General features: G+C 68.0%; 17 protein-coding genes. 4 read left to right on the top strand and 13 right to left on the bottom strand.

Annotated features, from left to right (window positions below; translation table 11 throughout):
* Window positions 1–12 precede the first annotated feature (12 nt).
* The gene (locus ABD716_RS08900; RefSeq protein ID WP_344775965.1) at window positions 13–417 is read left to right on the top strand and encodes a phage holin family protein; all 405 of its coding nucleotides are present in this window, start codon (window positions 13–15) and stop codon (window positions 415–417) included.
* On the opposite strand, the gene ABD716_RS08895 is transcribed toward ABD716_RS08900, so the two are convergent.
* Together ABD716_RS08895 and ABD716_RS08890 are read right to left on the bottom strand one after the other, a co-directional pair.
* The gene (locus tag ABD716_RS08895; RefSeq protein ID WP_344775963.1) at window positions 377–1,627 is read right to left on the bottom strand and encodes a hypothetical protein; all 1,251 of its coding nucleotides are present in this window, start codon (window positions 1,625–1,627) and stop codon (window positions 377–379) included. The two genes, ABD716_RS08900 and ABD716_RS08895, sit on opposite strands and share 41 nt — an antisense overlap.
* A complete protein-coding gene (locus tag ABD716_RS08890; protein ID WP_344775961.1) occupies window positions 1,624–1,842 on the bottom strand; it encodes a hypothetical protein in 219 nt (72 codons plus the stop codon). The genes ABD716_RS08895 and ABD716_RS08890 overlap by 4 nt, the downstream gene beginning before the upstream one ends.
* 240 nt (window positions 1,843–2,082) lie before the next feature.
* Between ABD716_RS08890 and ABD716_RS08885 the strand changes: the two genes are divergently transcribed.
* Window positions 2,083–2,529 (top strand): low molecular weight protein-tyrosine-phosphatase, encoded by a 447-nt coding sequence (locus ABD716_RS08885; RefSeq protein ID WP_486326950.1) that lies wholly within the window; start codon window positions 2,083–2,085, stop codon window positions 2,527–2,529.
* Window positions 2,530–2,573: 44 nt separating this feature from the next.
* Window positions 2,574–3,956: an adenylosuccinate lyase gene (purB, locus tag ABD716_RS08880; protein ID WP_344776174.1), complete on the top strand. Its 1,383-nt coding sequence runs from the start codon at window positions 2,574–2,576 to the stop codon at window positions 3,954–3,956.
* Between the two features lie 33 nt (window positions 3,957–3,989).
* Here the strand turns inward: purB and ABD716_RS08875 are convergent, their stop codons facing one another.
* The 11 genes from ABD716_RS08875 to ABD716_RS08825 all read right to left on the bottom strand — a co-directional run bounded on the left by ABD716_RS08875 (window position 3,990) and on the right by ABD716_RS08825 (window position 17,884).
* A complete protein-coding gene (locus ABD716_RS08875; RefSeq protein WP_344775957.1) occupies window positions 3,990–4,343 on the bottom strand; it encodes a hypothetical protein in 354 nt (117 codons plus the stop codon).
* On the bottom strand, window positions 4,340–4,903 hold the full coding sequence (locus ABD716_RS08870) for a DUF308 domain-containing protein (protein ID WP_344775955.1): 564 nt from the start codon (window positions 4,901–4,903) through the stop codon (window positions 4,340–4,342). Before ABD716_RS08870 ends, ABD716_RS08875 begins: the two co-directional genes overlap by 4 nt.
* A gap of 119 nt (window positions 4,904–5,022) precedes the next feature.
* Window positions 5,023–7,560: a glycoside hydrolase family 65 protein gene (locus ABD716_RS08865; protein ID WP_344775953.1), complete on the bottom strand. Its 2,538-nt coding sequence runs from the start codon at window positions 7,558–7,560 to the stop codon at window positions 5,023–5,025.
* 26 nt (window positions 7,561–7,586) lie between these two features.
* The gene (locus tag ABD716_RS08860; RefSeq protein WP_344775950.1) at window positions 7,587–8,339 is read right to left on the bottom strand and encodes an HAD family hydrolase; all 753 of its coding nucleotides are present in this window, start codon (window positions 8,337–8,339) and stop codon (window positions 7,587–7,589) included.
* Window positions 8,340–8,443: 104 nt separating this feature from the next.
* A complete protein-coding gene (locus ABD716_RS08855) occupies window positions 8,444–9,682 on the bottom strand; it encodes a glycoside hydrolase family 1 protein (RefSeq protein WP_344775948.1) in 1,239 nt (412 codons plus the stop codon).
* A complete protein-coding gene (locus ABD716_RS08850; protein ID WP_344775946.1) occupies window positions 9,679–11,727 on the bottom strand; it encodes a beta-galactosidase in 2,049 nt (682 codons plus the stop codon). The genes ABD716_RS08855 and ABD716_RS08850 overlap by 4 nt, the downstream gene beginning before the upstream one ends.
* A complete protein-coding gene (locus ABD716_RS08845) occupies window positions 11,724–12,644 on the bottom strand; it encodes a carbohydrate ABC transporter permease (protein ID WP_344775943.1) in 921 nt (306 codons plus the stop codon). Before ABD716_RS08845 ends, ABD716_RS08850 begins: the two co-directional genes overlap by 4 nt.
* A complete protein-coding gene (locus ABD716_RS08840; protein WP_344775941.1) occupies window positions 12,641–13,606 on the bottom strand; it encodes a carbohydrate ABC transporter permease in 966 nt (321 codons plus the stop codon). The genes ABD716_RS08845 and ABD716_RS08840 overlap by 4 nt, the downstream gene beginning before the upstream one ends.
* Window positions 13,599–14,933 (bottom strand): ABC transporter substrate-binding protein, encoded by a 1,335-nt coding sequence (locus ABD716_RS08835; RefSeq protein WP_344775939.1) that lies wholly within the window; start codon window positions 14,931–14,933, stop codon window positions 13,599–13,601. Before ABD716_RS08835 ends, ABD716_RS08840 begins: the two co-directional genes overlap by 8 nt.
* 54 nt (window positions 14,934–14,987) lie before the next feature.
* Entirely contained in the window at window positions 14,988–16,580 is a 1,593-nt protein-coding gene (locus ABD716_RS08830) for an FAD-dependent oxidoreductase (protein WP_344776172.1), read from the bottom strand.
* 200 nt (window positions 16,581–16,780) lie between these two features.
* A complete protein-coding gene (locus tag ABD716_RS08825) occupies window positions 16,781–17,884 on the bottom strand; it encodes a LacI family DNA-binding transcriptional regulator (RefSeq protein ID WP_344775937.1) in 1,104 nt (367 codons plus the stop codon).
* A gap of 203 nt (window positions 17,885–18,087) precedes the next feature.
* Here ABD716_RS08825 and ABD716_RS08820 point away from each other — a divergent pair, with 203 nt between their 5' ends.
* A complete protein-coding gene (locus tag ABD716_RS08820; protein ID WP_344775935.1) occupies window positions 18,088–19,071 on the top strand; it encodes a hypothetical protein in 984 nt (327 codons plus the stop codon).
* The last annotated feature ends 25 nt before the right edge of the window (window positions 19,072–19,096 follow it).

Raw genomic sequence — 19,096 nt, 5'->3', positions numbered from 1 at the left:
CAGACTTTCGCCATGCGCTTCGTCGTGAAACTGCTGATCAACGCCTTCGCCCTCTGGCTCACCACGCTCATCGTCGCGGGCGTGCACGTGACGGCATGGAAGGACGGCTCGGGCTCGGCGCTCTTCTGGACCTACATCGTGCTCGCGCTGATCTTCGGCATCGTGAACGGCGTCGTCGGCACCGTGCTGCGCATCGTCGCCTTCCCCCTCTACATCCTCACGCTGGGCCTGTTCTCTCTGATCGTGAACGGGCTGCTCCTGCTGCTCGTGGAGTGGATCAGCGACCACTGGCTGCACTTCGGCCTCACCGTCGACGGCTTCTGGTGGGGCGTGCTCGGGGCCCTCGTGCTCGGCATCATCGGCTGGATCGTGGGGCTCATCTTCCGGCCCCTGACCCAGCGGCCTGACCCTCGCTGAGCCGCTCGCCCCGCCAGAGCGTCACCTCGGCCGGGCCACCGCCCGTGAAGGCGGCGAGCTTCCCCCGCGCCGCGACGAGCCGAGGGTCGCTCGAGACATCCATCTCGGCCGCGGTGCGCGCGTAGCCGGTGAGCTCGTGCGCAGGCAGGACGCCGGAGCCCCGGGCGTCGGCCGGCGTCGCCTCACGCACGAGCAGCCGCGCGTCGACGAGCGGCCGAGGACTGCCGCCGAGCGCGGGCACCGGGTCGTCGGTGTGCTCCACGGCGACGTCGACGGTGCCGCGCGGCACGCGCACGCCCGCGGTGGGGGAGCCGAAGGTGACGACGGCCGGCACCGGTGCGACCCCGCTGGTCGCGATCGCGGTGGCGACGATGCCGCCCTGCGAGTGGCCGACGGGGACCACCGGCTCGCCGCTCTTCCACCCGGCGCGTTTCAGCGCCTCGATGGCCGCCCGCGTCGAGCCCGCAGAGCCGCCCGCCACGCCGACGACGTTCGAGGTGTCGTCCCACGGCTCGGTGCCGGGCTCGAGCGACCAGTCGATCGTGCCGGCGGAATAGACGATCCAGTGATGCTCGCCGTCGGGAAGCGTGTACTTCTCGACCCGCAGCTGCGGCTGCCCGGCCTGCGCCGGGGGAATCCGCTTCGCAAGGTCGCCGAACCCGCCGGGCGCCCGGTCTATGCGCGGCGCCGACGCGGTCACCGGGCTCGCCGTCACCGCGGTCTCCTCCAGCGCATCGCCCGGCAGGGCGCGCACGAGCACCACGAGCCCCGGCAGATTCACCGCGTCGGCGAGGTGGCGCAGCGCGGCGACGATCTGCGGGTCCCCGACCGTCAACGCGGAGTGCTGCGCCGCGCTGACGCCGAGCGCGACCAGCAGCGCTCCGAGCTCGGGCACGGGCCCCACCAGCCGTGCGAGCAGCTGCTGCTGAGCGAGCACGACCCGCTCGGCCCAGCCGTATGCCTCGGCGGCGGCCTCGAGCTCGCACGCGAGCAGCTCGGCCTCGCGCACAGCGTCGGCGAGCTCGTTCTCGGCCCGCGCGAGCACCTGGGCGGCGGCGCCGGTCGCGAGCTCCGTGCACGCGAGCGCGGCGCGCACCTGGCCGTGAATGCCGTCGACCCGCTGCGCGACCTCGCGCAGCTCGCGGCGCGCGCCGAGCAGGTCTTCGGTCTCGACGGCGACGCTTCCCCCGCCCGAGACCTCGAGCGTCACAGCTCTGCCTCGGCGGCGGCGAGCGCCGCCCACGCAGCGTCGATGCGCTCGCGCAAGCCGTCGATGCGCAGCCGGAAGGCCCACCCGGCCGGCCCTGCCCACAGCCCGCGGTCGGGCAGCAGGCGATACACCGGCAGGAGCTCGGCCTCGGCGGCGCGCACGCGAGCGCGCAACGCAGCGCGCTGCCGCTCGTGCTCGGCGGACAACACGGTCATGATCAATCCACTCCCGGCGCGGGGTGGAAGACCAGGCTGCCAGGAGCCGCGGGCAGCGGGAATGCCCGGGCGCGGCATCCGTGCACAATCGCAGCCCGCATCGCCCTGTGCGGGGCGAGATCCCCAGCGCGGTGCGGCAGAATGGCTCGCGTGACGTTCGCCTCGCCCGCAGATGACGAGGTCGCCCCCGACCTGTTCCGGGTGTGCTTCGTCTGCAGCGGGAACATCTGCCGCTCGCCCATGGCCGAGGTCGTCTTCCGCGACCTCGCCGAGAAGGCCGGCATCGGGCACCGCATCGCCTCGAGCTCAGCAGGTACGGGCGACTGGCACGTCGGCGAGCCCGCCGACCGGCGCACCGTCGCCGCCCTGCACCGCCGCGGCTACGACGGGGCGATGCACCGGGCGCGCCAGTTCGACCCCGAGTGGTTCGATGAGCTCGACCTCGTGGTCGCTCTCGACCACAGTCACAAGCGCATCCTCGACCACTGGGCGGGAACGCCCGACAACCAGGCCAAGATCGCGCTGCTGATGAGCTTCGCTCCGCACCACGGCGACGCCCTCGATGTGCCTGACCCGTATTACTCCGATGACGCCATGTTCGACAGCGTGCTCGATCTCGTCGAGCGCTCCTGCGCCGGCCTCGTGCACCAGCTCGAACCGGCCCTCAAGCACGAACACCGCCGCTGAGGCGGCAGATGACAAGGAACCGCACCAGAGACATGAACGATCAGCTGCCCGCCCTGCCCCCTCAGCCCATCAGCCCGCTCGACGGGCGCTACCGCGCCGCCGTCTCGGCGCTCGGCGACCATCTCTCCGAGGCGGGCCTCAACCGGGCGCGGGTGCACGTCGAGGTCGAGTGGCTGATCTATCTCACCTCGCACTCGATGTTCGGCTCGTCGCCGCTCGAGTCCGAGCACGTGCAGCAGCTGCGCGCCTTCGCCGCGAACTTCGGCGACCTCGAGATCAACGCCCTGGCCGAGATCGAGGCGAGGACCCGCCACGACGTGAAGGCCGTCGAGTACCTGATCCGCGGCGAGCTCGATCGCCTCGGGCTGAACGGCATCGCCGAGCTCACGCACTTCGCGTGCACCAGCGAAGACATCAACAACCTCTCCTACGCGCTCACCGTGAAGGCCGCGGTCGAGCAGATCTGGCTGCCCAAGCTGCGCCGCGTCATCGACACGCTCGCCGCGCTCGCCCACGAGCACAAGGACGCCGCGATGCTCTCGCGCACCCACGGCCAGCCGGCGACGCCGACGACCATGGGCAAGGAGCTCGCGGTCTTCGTCTACCGCCTGCAGCGGGTCGTCGCGCAGCTCGAGCATTCCGACTACCTCGGCAAGTTCAGCGGAGCCACCGGCACCTTCGCGGCCCACCTCGCCGCCGACCCGCGCGCCGACTGGCCCGCGATCAGCCGCGAGTTCGTCGAAGGGCTCGGGCTCACCTGGAACCCGCTGACGACGCAGATCGAGTCGCACGACTGGCAGGCAGAGGTCTACGGCAAGGCGGCGCACGCGAACCGCATCCTGCACAACCTCGCCACCGACATCTGGACGTACATCTCGCTCGGCTACTTCCGGCAGATCCCCGTGCCCGGCGCGACGGGCTCGTCGACCATGCCGCACAAGATCAACCCGATCCGCTTCGAGAACGCCGAGGCGAACCTCGAGCTGTCGTCGGCGCTGCTCGACGCGCTGTCCGCCACGCTCGTCACCTCGCGCCTGCAGCGGGACCTCACGGATTCCACCACCCAGCGCAACATCGGCGTCGCCTTCGGCCACTCGCTGCTCGCCCTCGACAACCTCGAGCGGGGGCTCGGCGAGATCGCGCTCGACCCCGAGGCGCTCGCGGCCGACCTCGACACGAATTGGGAGGTGCTCGCCGAGGCGATCCAGACCGTCATCCGCGCCGAGGTCACCGCCGGCCGCTCGACGATCACCGACCCCTATGCCGTGCTGAAGGAGCTGACCCGCGGCCACCGCGTCGGGCCGGCCGAGCTCGCCGAGTTCGTGCAGGGCCTCGAGATCGGCGACGAGGCGAAGGCACGGCTCATCGCGCTGACGCCGGCCACCTACATCGGCGTCGCGCCCCAGCTGCTGCGCTTCCTCGACTGAGCGGGCGGATGCCCCAGGGCCAGTGCCCTAGGGTCAGTGCCCCGGGCTCGGCGCCCCGGGCTCAGTGCCCGCCTCGTCGTCGGGCTTCGGCTTGTCGAGCAACACGGGGCGCGAGCCGCCGTTCGCGGCATCCTGCTCGGCGATGTCGGCCTGCTCGTCCTCGGTGGGCTTGATCGACTGCACGAAGAGCGCGGTGATCACGAGCGCGACGATGAAGACGACGCCGAGGCCGATGACGGCGACGACCCAGCTGCGGGATGCGACGAGCATGACCACGCCCGCGAACAGCGCGAGCACCGCCGAACCGCCCACCAGCTCGGCGGGGCGCAGCACCTCGCGGCGCGACGGCTGGCGGGAGGCGGGGGTGCGGGACTTGCGGGCGCTCATGCGTGGGACTCCGAGGTTTCGTCGGCGGCCCCCGCGGGCTGAGCCCACTTGAGCGAGAACGCGCCGATCGCGAGGTAGACGCCGATGACGATGGCGTAGGCGCCGAACAGGCCGACGGCGAGTCGGTGCTCGGGCGGAATGACGAGGTAGACGATCGCGAGGACGACGGTCGCGCCCCCGACCAGCAGCCGGTCGCGCGCGGCAGCGGCGTCAGCAGGAACGCGTCGTGCGCGCCAGCCGCCGTACAGCTCTGCGGCACCGGTCAGCAGCGCCCAGACGCTCACGCTGTAGAGCAGGTCGCCGAGTGCGCCCGCATGCACGATCAGCGCGACGACTCCCGCGGCGACTCCGATGATGCCCTGCACCAGCCAGACCGTGCGGCTGCCGGCATCCGTCGCGAAGAAGAACGCGCACGCCGCGAGCCCGCTCACGATCGCGAACGACGCGAACATGGCGATGCCGTAGGCCGCCGTGTGGTCCTGATCGAGGGTGATCACGAACCCCGCCGCGAAGGCGATGACGGCACGCACAAGCTGAAGAAGCCAGTACCGGCCAAGCACGTGAATAGCCCTGCTTTCGGATTCGAAGGGGATCGACTCCTCAGTCTAGTTGCGGCGCTCTTGTGGCTTTTCTGAACGGATGCCTCATCGCGACGGCCGCGCCCGACTCGGTTCCCGACTCAGTTCCCGTGCGGCTGGATCACGACGATCGGCGCCGTGCCGGTCGTCGGCGTCGGGTCGTCGGCCGCGAGCGTCGGAATCGACGCGGTCATGACCGACCCGTCGGGCCGCAGCTCGCCCTTGATCGCGCTCGCGCTCGGGGTGCCGTGCCTGATCGGGCCCTGCCCGTCGAGCGGGATGAGCCGCGGCTCGCCCGGGCGCACGAAGAACGTCTCGCCGCGCACCGAGACCTCGACGCCCTCGCCCTCCTCGATGCGCAGCTGGACGCTCTCGCGCCGCAGCTCGACGCGCAGCCGGCTGCCCTTCACGGTGAGGCGGTAGCGGATGCCCTCCCACTCGTTCGGAAGGCGGGGGTCCATGCTGAGCTTGCCGAGGTAGTCGCGCACGCCGCCGAAGCCCCACACCAGCGAGCCCCAGACGCCGCCCGTCGACGCCACGTGCACGCCGTCGACCGCGTTGTTGTGCAGGTCTGCGAGGTCGACGTAGACCGCGTCGAGGAAGTAGTCGACGGCGAGCTGGCCGTAGCCGACCTCGGCGGCGATGATCGACTGGGCAACGGCCGACAGCGTCGAGTCGCCCGTGGTCAGCGGGTCGTAGTACTCGAAGTCGGCGAGCTTCTGCTCGGCCGAGAACTCGTCGCCCTGCAGCACGAGCGCGAGCACGACGTCGGCCTGCTTGAGCACCTGGAAGCGGTAGATGACGAGCGGGTGGTAGTGCAGCAGCAGCGGCAGCTTCTCCTGCGGGGTGTTCGGCAGGTCCCAGAGCTCCTTCTCGAGGAAGTCCGCGTCCTGAGGGTTGATGCCGAGGCTCTCGTCGTAGGGAATGTGCATCGCCTCGGCCGCGCGCACCCACTCGGCGACCTCGTCGTCGGTCAGCCCGAGCCGGTTCACGACGCGGCGGTAGGCGCTGGGGTCGCGCTCCTTCACGGCCCGCACGGCCCGCACGGCCGCGCGCAGGTTCCCGCGCGCCATGACGTTCGTGTACAGGTTGTCGTTCACGACCGTCGTGTATTCGTCGGGCCCCGTCACGCCGTGGATGTGGAAGATCTCGCCGCCGTTGTAGCGCCAGAAGCCGAGATCGGCCCACATGCGCGCGGTCTCGATGAGGATGTCGATGCCCTCGGAGTCGAGGAACGCGTCGTCACCGCTCGCGTTCACGTACTGCACGAGCGCATACGAGATGTCGGCATCGATGTGGTACTGCGCGGTGCCCGCCGCGTAATAGGCCGAGGATTCCTGACCGTTGATGGTCCGCCACGGGAAGAGCGCACCGCGCTGGCTCAGCTCGCCGGCGCGCGCCCTGGCGTCGTCGAGGATGCTGTGCCGGTAGCGCAGCGCGTTCCGCGCAGCGGTCGGCTGCGTGTAGCTGAGGAACGGCAGGACGTAGATCTCCATGTCCCAGAAGTAGTGGCCGCCGTAGCCCGAACCGCTCACGCCCTTGGCGGGGATGCCGAGGCCGTCGGCGCGCGCCGTCGCCTGCGCGAGCTGGAACAGGTTCCAGCGCACGGCCTGCTGCTCGGCGGGGCGGCCGAACACCTCGACGTCGCTCTTCGCCCAGAAGTCGTCGAGCCAGATGCGCTGGTCCTCGTAGAGCTGCTCGATGCCGCGCTCGCGCACTCGGTCGAGCGTGCGGTCGCATCGGTCGGCGAGCTCGCGCACGGGAACCGCGTGCGAGGTGTGGTAGCTCAGCAGCTTGACGAGACGGATCGGCACGCCGGCCTTCGCCTCGACGCGGTACTCCTGCTTCGCGAGGTCGTCCTCGAGGGTGTACGACTGCGTGACCTCGTTGTCGGTCTCGACGATGTGGTCGGCCGCGACCGCGATGGTCATGCGCGAGTTGGTGCAGCGGTAGCCGAGCAGGCTGCGGCCGCCCGAGTTCCGCTTCAGCCGCGGCTGCAGCACGCGCTCGGCGAACGACTCCGCCTTGCGCGGGTCGAAGCCGGCGTCGCCGAGGGCGGCGCCGCCGATGCCGTATTCGTCCTTGCGGTCCTGGCGGTTGATCACCTGGCTCGAGAGCACGACCGAGGCATCCGCATCGAGCACCGTGACCTCGTAGTCGACGACCGCCAGGTGCCGGTCGGTGAACGACGCGAAGCGGCGCGAGGTGATCTGCACGCGGCGCCCCGAGGGCGTGCGCCACTCGAGGTCGCGCGTCAGAACGCCGTTGACGAAGTCGAGGCGGCGCTCGTACGACAGCAGCTCTGCCTCGGAGATCTTGAAGGGCACGTCGTCGACATAGACGCGGACCACCTTCGCGTCGGGCGCGTTGACGATCGTCTGGCCGACGTGCGCGAAGCCGAAGGCGTCCTCGGCGTGGCGGATCGGCCAGGTCTCGTGGAAGCCGTTCACGAAGGTGCCCTGCGTGACGCCTTCGCGCGCCTCTTCGTAGTTCCCGCGCAGCCCGATGTAGCCGTTGCCGACCGAGAACAGAGTCTCGGTCCGGCCGAGGTCGGCGATGGAGAGCTCGCTCTCCACCAGAGCCCACTCGTCGATCGGGAAGCGATCGCGATCCAGAGGGTCGGCGGCAGGTCGTCTCATTGCTCTTCCTCAGTCTCCGTTCGGGCTCAGGCGGTCTGCGTCGGGGTGATGCTCTTCCAAGTCTCGACGAGTTCGGCGAGGTCTTCGACCACCACGTCGGCGCCTTCGCGCAGCAGCGCATCCCGGCCGGTGCCGCGGTCGACTCCGACGACGATGAACCCGCCGGCGCGCCCCGCGGCGACGCCCGAGGTGGCGTCCTCGACGACGACGGCGTGCGCGGCATCCGTACCCAGCACGTGCGCGGCGTACTCATAGGTCGCGGGCGACGGCTTCCCTGCGAGGTTCTGCGCGCGTGCGACCTTTCCGTCGACGACCGTGACGAAGCGGTCGGCGAGCCCCGCTGCGTTGAGGACGTCGACCGCGTTCGCCGACGACGACACGACGGCCGAGCGGATGCCTGACGCGTCGACCGCGTCGAGGAACTCGATCGACCCGGGGTACGGGGCGACGCCCTCCTCAGCGAGCACCCGATTGAACTCGAGGTTCTTGCGGTTGCCGAGGCCGCAGACGGTCTCGGCGTCGGGGCCGTCGCTGGGGTCGCCCTCGGGAAGCACGATGCCGCGGGCGGCCAGCTCGTCGCGCACGCCGTCATAGCGCGGCTTGCCATCGATGTGGTCGAAGTAGTCGGCCTCGGTGTACGGCCCGGCGCCGACCTTGGCGAAGTACTCCTGGAAGAGCAGGGCCCACGCCCGACGGTGCACCTCGGCGGTCGGTGTGAGCACCCCGTCGAGGTCGAACAGCACGGCGCGTACGTCAGCGAACAGTTCAGCCCCAGCCACGTTCCGAGCGTAGCGAGAGTGGTCGACCGGTGCACTGCCCGGAGAGAACTGTGCGCCCCCACGTCGAACCACCCTGACCTGCCTCGGTCCCGCGCGTGGCCGGTCTACGCGCCCGAGCGGTCCATCCGACTCTGACCGCAGCCTGCCTCATCCACAGCGACAGTTCCCGTGCGGGCAACGTCGGCGAACCAAGCCAGTGACGGCTTGGGCCGTCGCTCGAACGTCGTGCGGTTCCAGTCGACCAGACCGAAGGTCGGCGTGAAGCTGCCCCACTCGTAATTGTCGAGAAGCGACCAGTACAGGTAGCCACGCACATCGACGCCGTCGTCCATCGCCGCACGAAGGCCGAGAAGGCCCGCGGCCGTGTGATCGATTCGTCGTCGGTCATCCCGTGTCGCGAAGCCGTGCTCGGTGACGAAGACCGGCGTCCCGCCGGTCACCTCCCAGGTATGTCGCACAGCGCGACCAAGCGATTGCGGGTAGTACTCCCAGCCAAGGATGTTGGTCTCCGTTCCGTCTGGCAGCGGCATCGGGCCCTCCGTGCCGATGAGATTGCGCGAGTAGTTCTGCACACCGACGAAGTCGTCGCCGCGCGCTGCCTCAGTGAAGAAGTCCTCCCGCGGATAGCGATAGGCCCTCATCACCTCTTCTGCACCGGGAACGGCCTCGAAGTCCTGGGTGCCGATCGTCCAGCCCACCTTAAGTCCGGGGATGCCGGACAACACCTCCTTCGCGCGGTGATGCGCATGGACGAGCAGCTCGGAGGCCTTCGGATCCGGATCCGGCCGCGCGACCATGCGCATCTCGGCGGCCTCCCAGTCCCGGTGCGTGGCAACCATGTTTGGCTCGTTGATGGTGCACACCCATTCCACGTCGTTCTCAAGGATCGGGCGCACCGTCTCGACGTACCGCGCGAATCGCTCGGGCGCGCCGGCGTCGGCCCAGCCGCCGCGGCGACTGAACCACAGCGGATTGGTCGCATGGTGGAGCGTGACCATGGGGGTGATCCCACGATCGAGGCATCCGTCGATCATGCGCCGGTAGTGCTGCAACTGAGCCTTCGACGTCCAGCCCTCCTCGGGCTGGATGCGCGCCCATTCGATCGAGAAGCGGTAGACCTGCAGCCCCGCGTCGGCGACCAATGCGACATCGTCTGGCCAGCGGTGGTACGAGTCGGCGGCATCGCCGCTCGGCTCCTCGAGGTCGGTGTCCGGTCGGTGCTCCCGAGCCCACCAGTCGGACGCGACGTTGGACCCCTCGACTTGGTGCGCGGCCGTCGCGCTTCCCCACAAAAAGTCGCGAGGAAAGCGTGCGACCTGCAGCCGTTCATCATCCCAGTTCATGACTGCCCCCTCTCGTCGTGATGTCCCCCCGACAGTGAAGTCCGCCGTTCTCTGAAGACCGCAGCACCTCCGGCCGGCACTGCTCCGGTACCACGGGCCACGCGCCCGGTGAGCAGATCTTCGCCGTACACGGCGATTTCGGCTTCCTCGGCGCCGTGGTTGATGCAGAAGAGGAAGCCCGTGCCATCGGCCGCCACGCGACGAACGAGATCCACCGCCGTGCCGGTGGCGGCAGCGGGCGGCCGGATGCCGAGCTCCGCTGTGAGCGCACCGGCCAAGGCGTCGAACGACTCCTCGGCGAGGACCGCAGCGACGTAGCGCACGGTGCCGGCGCCGAGCTCGCGTCGTGTCATCGCCCCGAGTCCTCGCAGCGGCCCGTCCGAGAACGTCGCCGTCGTCCGACTCGTCGTCGGAGTCAGGTGCTCGACCCAGCGCTCCGCGGTGCTTCCGTCGCTCAATCTGACACGTTGACCGGGCTGAAGCGGCAGCAGTTCCTCGCCCCGGAGACCCAGCAGCTCCCGGAACGCTCCGGGATAGCCGCCGCCGATGACACGCGCCGTGTCGTCGACTATGCCCGAGAGTGCGGTGATGAGCACATGCATGCCGGATCGCACAGCGGCGTCGAGTCGCTCCGTCAGTCCGGCGGAAGCCTGATAGAGGCCGGGGAGGATGATCAGGCGGTAGCCCGCCAGCGCATCATCCGGGTGCAGCACGTCCACGCGGATGCCCCGGCGGTGGAACGCACGATGAGTGCGCTCGGGCAGCAACGGGTATGCCACGTCGATCGTCGGCGGCCGCGCCGCGTCCATCGCCCAATGCGCCTGGGCGTCCCATAGCACCGCAACTTCGGCGCGCTCGACCACGCTGCCGGTCACCGGGGCGAGGCGAGCCAGTTCGGCGCCGAGCTCACAGACCTCGCGCCATACTCTCGTGTGGACACCCGCATGAGGCACCATCGCCGAGTGGAACTGCTCGACCCCGGCGGTCGACGCGCGCCACTGGAAGAACAGCGCCCCGTCCGCGCCGCGGGCGATGTGACTGAGCGTGTCGCGCCGCATCTCGCCCGGTCCCTTGGCTCGGTTGCGTGGCTGCCAGTTCACGGCGCTCGTAGAGTGCTCCATCAGCAGCCATGGGCCGCCACCGGCCACGCCCCTCGCGCGGTCCGCGCTGAAGGCGAGTTCGCGGTGACGTTCCGGATCCGCAGCGACGGTGTAATGGTCGTTGGCCACGACATCGACTTCCGCGGACCAGGCGTGGTGATCGATGGCATCCGCGCCCTGGGCGATCATGAAGTTTGTCGTCGCTGGCACCGTCGACCCGGCCCCACGGATCGCCACGACCTCGGCGCGGTAGTGGGCGAGGAGCTGATCGGAGCAGAAACGCCGGTAGTCGAGCGCGAGGCCCGGGTCGGGTGGATTCCTCGTGGTCCTCGGCGGCGTGATCTGCGACCACGCCGTATACCCGTGTCCCCAGAATGCCGTGCCCCAGGCCCTGTTGAGCGTGTCGAGGGTGGTGTGGCGACGGCGCGCCCAAGAGCGGAAGGCGATCGCGCACTCATCGCAGAAGCACTGCGCATTCTCGTTGCCGAACTCGTTCCCGACATGCCACAGACTGAGTGCGGGATGCCGTCCGAACGCCTCGGAGAGCACGGCAGCCGCGCGCGTCGCGTAGTGACGGAACACGGCGGAGGACGGGCACCACGACAGCCGGCCGCCGCCGGGCACTCGCCGCCCCTGTGCATCGACGAGTTGGATCTCAGGGTGGGCATCGAGCAGCCACCACGGCGGCGCGGCGCTGGGCGTGGCGAGATTGACCCCGATGCTGGCGGCGTCGAGCCGGTCGAGCAGCCGCTCAAGCCAGTCGAGTTCGAAGCGTCCGTCCTGCGGTTCGATGGTGCTCCAGGCGAACATGCCAAGGCTGACCCGGTTGACCCCGGCCTCGCGCATGAGGCGGAGATCCGCGTCGTTCACCTTCTCCGGCCATTGCTCTGGATTCCAGTCCGCGCCGAAGAGCATCATCCCCTCGGCGACGCGCGCTCCACTCATCCTTTGACGCTTCCGTCCGTCAGACCGCCGACGAAGCCGCGCTGGTTGAACAGGAACACCACGAGCACGGGAATGGTGATGACGACGGCACCGGCCATGAGCGGCCCATACTGGACATTCCCCGTTGCGAGGAACTGCGCGAGAGCGAGCTGCACCGTCTGGTTCTCCGGCGTCGTGGTGATCACGAGCGGCCAGAGGAAGTCGTCCCATACTCCGGTGAAAGCGAAGATCGCGATCACCGCAAGCATCGGCCGCGCCAGCGGCAGATAGATGCGGCTGAAGATGCGCCATTCACCCGCTCCGTCCACACGCGCCGCCTCAGCGAGCTCGGGCGATGCGGAGATGAAGTACTGCCGGGCGAGGAACACATTCATGGCACCGACGAGGTACGGAATGGTGAGACCGGCCACCGAGTTGAGCAGCCCGTTTCCGCCGTGGCCAAGGAGATCGTTGCCGCCGGCGAGCGGAATGCCGCGCGTCATCAGAAACAGCGGGATCAGCGTCACCGACACAGGGATCGCGGTCGTCGACAGCAGGATGTAGAAGACTGCTGTACTGCCGGGGAACGGCAGTCGCGCGAAGGCGTAGCCGCCCAGCGTAGCGAGGATTACGTTTGCAAGCACCACCACGATCGCGACGATCGCCGAGTTCAGAAGCGCCCTCAGCATGTTCGTCTCAGTCATCACATCGATGAAGTTCGCAAAGGTCGGATCGGCGGGGATCAGGCTGATGGAGCCGAATGCCTTGTCCTCTGGCGTAAACGAGATGCTGAGCATCCAGAGGAACGGCACGAGCACGAGGATCGCCGCGGCGAACGCCACCACGACACGCGTCGTGTTCGCTGCTCGAGTACGAGTCTTGAGCGACGTGCCTTGCCCGCGGCGCGCGGACTGCGGCCGTCCGGCGTCTGGAGTCATGAGCTCCTCCTTCCCAGCATCCCCCGCATGGAAAGCAGTGAGACACCGGCGATCAGGGCGAACAGCACGAAGGCCATCGACGACGCGCTGCCGAGCTGGTTGTACTGGAATGCCTGCTGATAGATGAGGTAGTTCGCCGTGGTCGTGCTGCCGAGCGGTCCACCTTGGGTCAGCACATAGATCTCAGCGAAGCCCTGCGCGAGGAAGATGATGTCCATCGCCACGACATACACGAGCATCGATCTGAGCCCGGGCAGCGTGACGTGTCGGAATTGCTGCCAGCCGTTCGCGCCGTCGACACGAGCCGCCTCATACAAATCCTTCGGAATGGACTGCATTCCCGCCATCAGCAGCACCATGTTGCTGCCGAGCGCCTTCCAGATGCGCATGACGGACGCCGCATTGAGTGCCGCCGACTGCGAGATGAGCCAGTGCTGATCAGAGAGTCCGACAGCGTTCAGCACCTCATTCACGAAGCCGTTCTGTGAATAGAGCCACAGCCAGATCATGCTGACGGCCGTCAGCGACACGATCTGCGGGATGTACAGAGCCGAGCGAACGAACCCGACGCCCCGGAACGGTCGGGAGACGAGCACCGCGAGCAGCAACGCGATGACGACCGTCGGTGGCAGCACCTGCAGCACATAGCGGGCCGTCACCCAGAGCGACTTCCAGAAGTCGCCGTCCTCGAAGATGTGCGCGTAATTGCTCACGCCGTTGAACACGGGGCCGCTTCGGCTCAACGGACTGTACGAGGTGAAGCTCAGTACCAGCCCGTACACCACGGGAATGATGCTGAAGATCCCGATGTACGCGATCGCGGGCATGGCGAAGCCGAGTCCGATCCAGTTCAGCCGCGTCCACCGCTTGCGCGGCCGGCCCGGGGCGGGGGCCGGCGCAGGCGTGCCCGCGCCGGCCCCCGCCCGTCGCGCCGTGGTCAGCGCGACAGTGTCGTCAGCCATTCGCGGACAGAATCCCATCCACCTCGGATGCCGCCTGCTTCAGCGCTTGTTTCGGGGTGACGACTTTGTTCAGTGCCTGCTCGAGATACTTGTCGAGCGTGTCACGTGCCTGCACCCAGTTGGGAACATTCGGATTCGGAACCCACTGGCTGGATGCCTTGAGCCATGCTCCGAGAACCGGGCTGTTCTTCACGTATGCGGTCGAGAGGGCCGAGCTGCGATTCGGCACGCCGCCGATCGTCTTGATGTACCCGTTGTAGTTGGCCGGATCGATCATGAACTCGATGAACTTCCAGGCCAGCGTCTTGTTCTTGCTGTCCTTGTTGATCATCATTCCGGGCCCGGAGCCGCCGAATGCGTAGCCTTCGCTCTGCCCGGCGAACTTCGGCGGCTGGACGACTCCCCAATCTCCATTGGGGTAAGCCGCGGCGATCTTGGAGGCGCCTTGAGCGGTCTGGATCGTCATCGCCGCGTCTCCTGTGACGAGAGGCTGCTGCGCGGTGGGCTCGTTCAGATAGTCCTGACCGAGGTTGGTCGCAACCGCGTCAGGGCCTTGGTACAGGCTGACGAAGTACTGCAGAGCCTTTTCACCGGCGGCCGAGTCGAACGTCGCTTTGGTGCCCTTCTTGTTGAGCTGGCTGCCCCCTGCCGAGGCGATCAGGGTCGCAAAGCTTTGCTGCCGCCCGGTCGCCTCGGTCTGCAGCAGCAGCCCGGAACGTGTGATCTTGCCGCTGCTGTCACGCTTCGTCAGCTTCTCGGCATCCGACTTCACCGCTTCCCACGTCGTAGGCGGTGCGTTGGGATCGAGCCCGGCCTCGGTGAAGTCTTTCTTGTTGTACATCAGCAGCCAGCCCTGCATCTGCAGCGGGATCATGTACTGCTTCCCATCGACTTTGGCACCGGCAAGCGCGTTGGCGAGGTCCTTGCGATCGGAGGCGCTCAATTTCTCGACGTCGCTGTCGAGCGGCTCGATGCGGTCGTTCTTGACGAAGTCGGCGACAGCGGCGGCTCCGTGGCCGAACACATCGGGGGCACTGCCCGCGGCAAAGGCTGCATTGAGCTTTGGCGACAGGTTCGTGTAGTCGACGAAGGTCACGTCGACCTTGGCACCGGTCTCCCTCTCGAACTTCGGCACCATCGTCTGCTCGACGTACTTGCTCTCATTCGGGTCGTTGCCAGGGAACCACACCGTGAGGTGCTTGCTCGATCCCGATGCGGTGTCGCCGGACGTACTGGAATTGCTGCTACAGCCAGTGAGGGCAAGAACGGCCGCCGCGAGCATCCCTATGCTCGCCGCAGCCACTTTCCTTCGTGAGATAACACCCATTGTCATCTTCCTTTTCTCTGTGATCGTCGCTGATCGTGGGTTTTGGGGCAGGTTTCAGGTAGTGGTGCGGCGCACGTCATCCGGCCACTCGAGTTCGACACCGTGTACCGAGGCCAGGAGTGACTGGAAGTCGTCGAGGGCAGCCCCCCGCCTCAGAGCCCGCGGCGGCACCCGTCGATCGAGGGAAAGCGCCGCGGCCGCGCCGGCCGCCTCTCCGATGTTCCATTCCACCGGATGTAGGCGATAGCACCCATTGGTGATGTGCGTAGTGCCGATGTTCTTTGCGCCTGCCAGCAGGTTGTCCACCCGCACAGGCAGCAGAGCGCCGTAGGGGATCTGGAACGGGTAGTTCGCCACGTCGATGTAGGTGCGCGGGCCGGCTGCGCCACCGGTGCTGGGATGCAGATCGATCCGGTACGACCCGACGCCGACGCTGTCCGCGAAGAGCTCGGAGCCGGACTCCAATCCGAGTTGGGCACGCGCCTCTACTCCGACATGCTGCTCGAGGACAGTGAATTCGGCGACGATGCGCCGCGACTCGCGGATATAGGGACGCAGGGCCAGCCCGTCCACTCCGCCGGCGAGGTCGCCGCGCAGCCGCAGACCCGGATAGCCGGTGCCACCGTCGTAACGAGGCGCCTCCGTCTGCATCCAGTAGAGCAGTGACAGGCTCAGCTGCCTCGACTCGAGAAGGCTGCGCTCCCGGCTGGCGTCGTCGACGCCGATCAACGGTCCCATCCAGTAGTCGTTCTGCGGCCAGTTGACGACGGACACGTCACTTGCATAGCGTTCCGGTGCGAAGGTGCCGACACTGCTGATACGGCGATAGTTCCACCGGTCGCGTGCCTTGCCGCCGCGCGGCGATGCGGCACTCGCGAAGATGTTCTCGGTGCGCGGCTCCAACGTGATCGGATGCACATCGGTCCAGGAGAGCAGCGGACCGGGCCAGAACGACGGCACATAGTCGCGCCAACGCTCGTAGTCGGTCGGTCGGTCGATTGTGTTGTCGCGGTCTGGCAGGTAATCGACGGCGAAGCACCACGTGAATGCCTGTTGGTCGAGCGGATCACCGGGGCCATCGACGGCATGCAGCTCGCCGGTCGTCGCCCGGGACTCGGCGCCGATGACGTGCTCGACACCGGCCAGGGCGAGCAGCTCGCCGGTCTCGGTTGCGTCGATGAAGCGATCGGCGGTGAGCAAGCGATGCTCCCCCTCGGGGCCGACCAGGTCCACCGCAGAGATGGAGTCTCCATCGGTGATCGCAGCGGTCGGAGCGGACGAGAGCCACACCGTGATCGTGCCGTCGAGGCGGTACGGCGCGATCATCTCGTCGATCGCGGCAAGCGCGACCCGCGGTTCGTGGCAGATCACGCTCACCCCTCCTTGACCGGGATTGAGGTGCTCGTCGGCCGCAGCCTCGCGGCTCAGGGAGTAGTTCCGGCGGTAGTAGTCCCGGATCCGCTTCCGGAACTCTCGATAGCTGGCTGTCGCTCCGAAGTCCTCGATCCAGGGATGCTCGTCGGGGGGTACCAGCTGGCTCGTGACCTGACCGCCGAGCCATGGCGACTCCTCGGTGAGCACCACGGTCCGTCCCATACGGGCTACGGCGAGCGCTGCCGCCACACCCCCGAGTCCTCCGCCGATCACGGCCACATCAGCGTGTGCGTGCACCCTCTGTCCTCTCCTCGTCGAGCTGTTCAACGGCGATGATATAAGCGCATTAGGTCATGCGCAACATCAATCGCTGTGGGCTCTAGGACGCAGATCGCGCGCCCGGTCCTACTGCCCAGAACCCGCCCCTCGAAGCCGCGGGACCACTTGCGGGCCGCTGCGACGTGCGGGGGTTATCACTCGATAGGGGAGGAAGGAGCCGCGAGCGATCCGGCGTCGCGAAGCGAACACGACAGCGTCGTGGATGCAGGCGCCGCGACCGGATCCGCGAGCAGCGCGACGAGCAACCGCATCGCCTCCCGGCCCATCTCACGACGGGGGATGGAGAGCTCGGTGATGCTGCGCGCTGGTGCCAGCTCTGGTGTGCCGCTAAGTCCCACGAGCGAAAGGTCGCCGGGGACCGCGAGCCCCCGCGCCGCCGAGACATCTCGGATCGCCGCGGCGGTCGTCGTGCTCTCTACAACGAGCGCGGTGAGTCGCGTGGCGCGCGCCCAATCAAGCACCGCTTCGACATCGATCGCAAGCTCCGCACCCTCCGCGGCGCCCCCGAGCGCCACCAGGTGATCGCCATCCAGACCAGGATTACGTCCGATGCCCGCGCGATAGCCGGCGCGGCGGCCGGGGATCGTCTCGTTCGAGTTCGCATCCAGCACCATACCGACGCGCTCGTGCCCGAGCCGCGCGACCCGGTCGACGATCTCAGCCGTCGCAGAAAGGTAGTCGGCCGCGACGTAGTGGACGTCGACGCCCTCAATGTGCCGCTCGCCGATGAACACGAAAGGGTAGTTCTCGCCGGCAAGCCGCCTGATCTCGTCCTGTCGTTCGCCCCAGCCAACGAGTATGCCCCCGTCTGCGAGCTGTAGGCCGTTGGCACCGTCAGGGAACAAAGAACGCTCACCCCGTTGGTCCTTGGCGGCTGTGAGCATGAGCAGGTTGTAGCCAGCCGCCTCGGCCTCCTCTTCCACCCCGACAAGGAACTCATAGTAGAAGTCTTCTTTGACGAGAGGGAACAAGCGCTGGAAGGTGAATACTCCGACGAGCTTGTTCGCACCACCCGCGAGATTCCGGGCGGCGATGTTGGGCGAGTAGCCGAGTTCTCGCACCGCTTCGAGCACGCGACCGCGGGTGCGGTCGCTGATGCGGATGTTGCCATACTGGCGGCCGTTCAAAACCGCCGAGACGATAGCGGGGGAGACACCCGCGTGACGTGCGACGTCGGCCTGGGTGAGACGGCGACGACTGCGATCGGCGGCCTCGACCCCTTGCTTCGCTGCGGCCACGGCTACCCCTCCTCGCGTCGCCCGCGGCACTTCCGCACAGCAACCGATGGCCCAGCCTAGCGCGAGGACACTGCTCACATTGGGGAGGAAGGGTCTTGCGATGCGCCTTAGGTAACGCGCTACTATCACGCTACCTGGACCTCTTCCATGCCCACGGAGAGCCCAGAGCGAGAGCAAGGGAGCTCGGAGTGCAAGGGAATGCGATGACGAAGACAGCTCGTCGTTGGCTGCGCAGGGCGCTCATCGTCACGATGGTCGTCGCGCTGCTCGGCATCGGTGGCGGCCTTACGGTCTCGGCCCTGCACACCCCACACTTCGCCGACGACGAGGTCGCGCGCGTCGGTGGGCAGAGCATAAGCTCGGCCGAGCTCGCGGCGATCGCCGAGTCAGAAGGACTGCCCCTCGAGAGCACGACGCAGGTGAGGGCCGGAATCACAGCCGCCGCAAGATTCACCGTGCTCGAGCAGCTGGCAAAGCAGCACGGCATTATCTCCAGCACCTCGTACGACGATGTCCTCGCCCAGATGCGCCTGGCCAATGCTCGGCAGCAGGCGACGTTGCGATCGGGAAGCACGGTGTACGGCGTCACACAGTTCACGCCGCAGAGCTACCTCGCACATCTGAACAGCTCGCTGCGCACAGCCCTGATCGCGAAGCTCGTCGCGAGCGGAAAGTTCTCGACCAGCGCGGCCCGACTGAAGGATTACTACGACACTCACGCGAACGCCTACGCGAGAGCCTCGGACGACATCCGGCTGCGGGTACTGCGCTTCTCTGCGGATGCTACGGGGCAAGCGGCTGCCGAGCATGCGCTCGCGGCTCTCCAATCCGGCCGGAGTGTGACGGATGTCACCACCGCGAGCGGCCCCGGATTGGAGCGCGCCGAGAGTCTGCACGTCGATCAGAGCTCCGTCGGCGAGCTGTCCAAATATCACAGCGGCGAGTTGTCCGCCGCTCAGGCCCTCGCACCGGGCTCAGCTGCTCTGGTGCCCGATGACATCAACGCAGAGCCGCTCCTGCTCGTCTGCCAGAGCAGAAAGGCGGGAGGCCTCCAGCCCTTCGGGAAGGTCCGCGCGGAGACGCAGACCCTCTATGAGAAGGCGAGTCTCGACAAGCTCATCAGCCGGCGGCTCGCGGGCGAACAGCTCGCGGTGCGGCCCGACCTGTCCGCATTCGTGCGCGGATGACGCCCCCGGAACACGACTGGCACAT

It is taken from the genome of Gryllotalpicola kribbensis (assembly GCF_039538245.1).
In the GTDB taxonomy this organism is placed as follows: domain Bacteria; phylum Actinomycetota; class Actinomycetes; order Actinomycetales; family Microbacteriaceae; genus Gryllotalpicola; species Gryllotalpicola kribbensis.
This window is presented reverse-complemented; position numbering and strand designations above follow the sequence as displayed.

What these genes read in the sequence shown, in the direction of transcription:
- ABD716_RS08835 (WP_344775939.1), bottom strand. Translation starts at nt 14,933, where the DNA reads ATGGGTGTTATCTCACGAAGGAAAGTGGCTGCGGCGAGCATAGGGATG.
- ABD716_RS08850 (WP_344775946.1), bottom strand. Translation starts at nt 11,727, where the DNA reads ATGAGTGGAGCGCGCGTCGCCGAGGGGATGATGCTCTTCGGCGCGGAC.
- ABD716_RS08855 (WP_344775948.1), bottom strand. Translation starts at nt 9,682, where the DNA reads ATGAACTGGGATGATGAACGGCTGCAGGTCGCACGCTTTCCTCGCGAC.
- ABD716_RS08865 (WP_344775953.1), bottom strand. Translation starts at nt 7,560, where the DNA reads ATGAGACGACCTGCCGCCGACCCTCTGGATCGCGATCGCTTCCCGATC.
- ABD716_RS08900 (WP_344775965.1), top strand. Translation starts at nt 13, where the DNA reads ATGCGCTTCGTCGTGAAACTGCTGATCAACGCCTTCGCCCTCTGGCTC.
- ABD716_RS08820 (WP_344775935.1), top strand. Translation starts at nt 18,088, where the DNA reads ATGACGAAGACAGCTCGTCGTTGGCTGCGCAGGGCGCTCATCGTCACG.
- ABD716_RS08890 (WP_344775961.1), bottom strand. Translation starts at nt 1,842, where the DNA reads ATGACCGTGTTGTCCGCCGAGCACGAGCGGCAGCGCGCTGCGTTGCGC.
- ABD716_RS08840 (WP_344775941.1), bottom strand. Translation starts at nt 13,606, where the DNA reads ATGGCTGACGACACTGTCGCGCTGACCACGGCGCGACGGGCGGGGGCC.
- ABD716_RS08885 (WP_486326950.1), top strand. Translation starts at nt 2,083, where the DNA reads ATGGCCGAGGTCGTCTTCCGCGACCTCGCCGAGAAGGCCGGCATCGGG.
- ABD716_RS08875 (WP_344775957.1), bottom strand. Translation starts at nt 4,343, where the DNA reads ATGAGCGCCCGCAAGTCCCGCACCCCCGCCTCCCGCCAGCCGTCGCGC.
- ABD716_RS08845 (WP_344775943.1), bottom strand. Translation starts at nt 12,644, where the DNA reads ATGACTCCAGACGCCGGACGGCCGCAGTCCGCGCGCCGCGGGCAAGGC.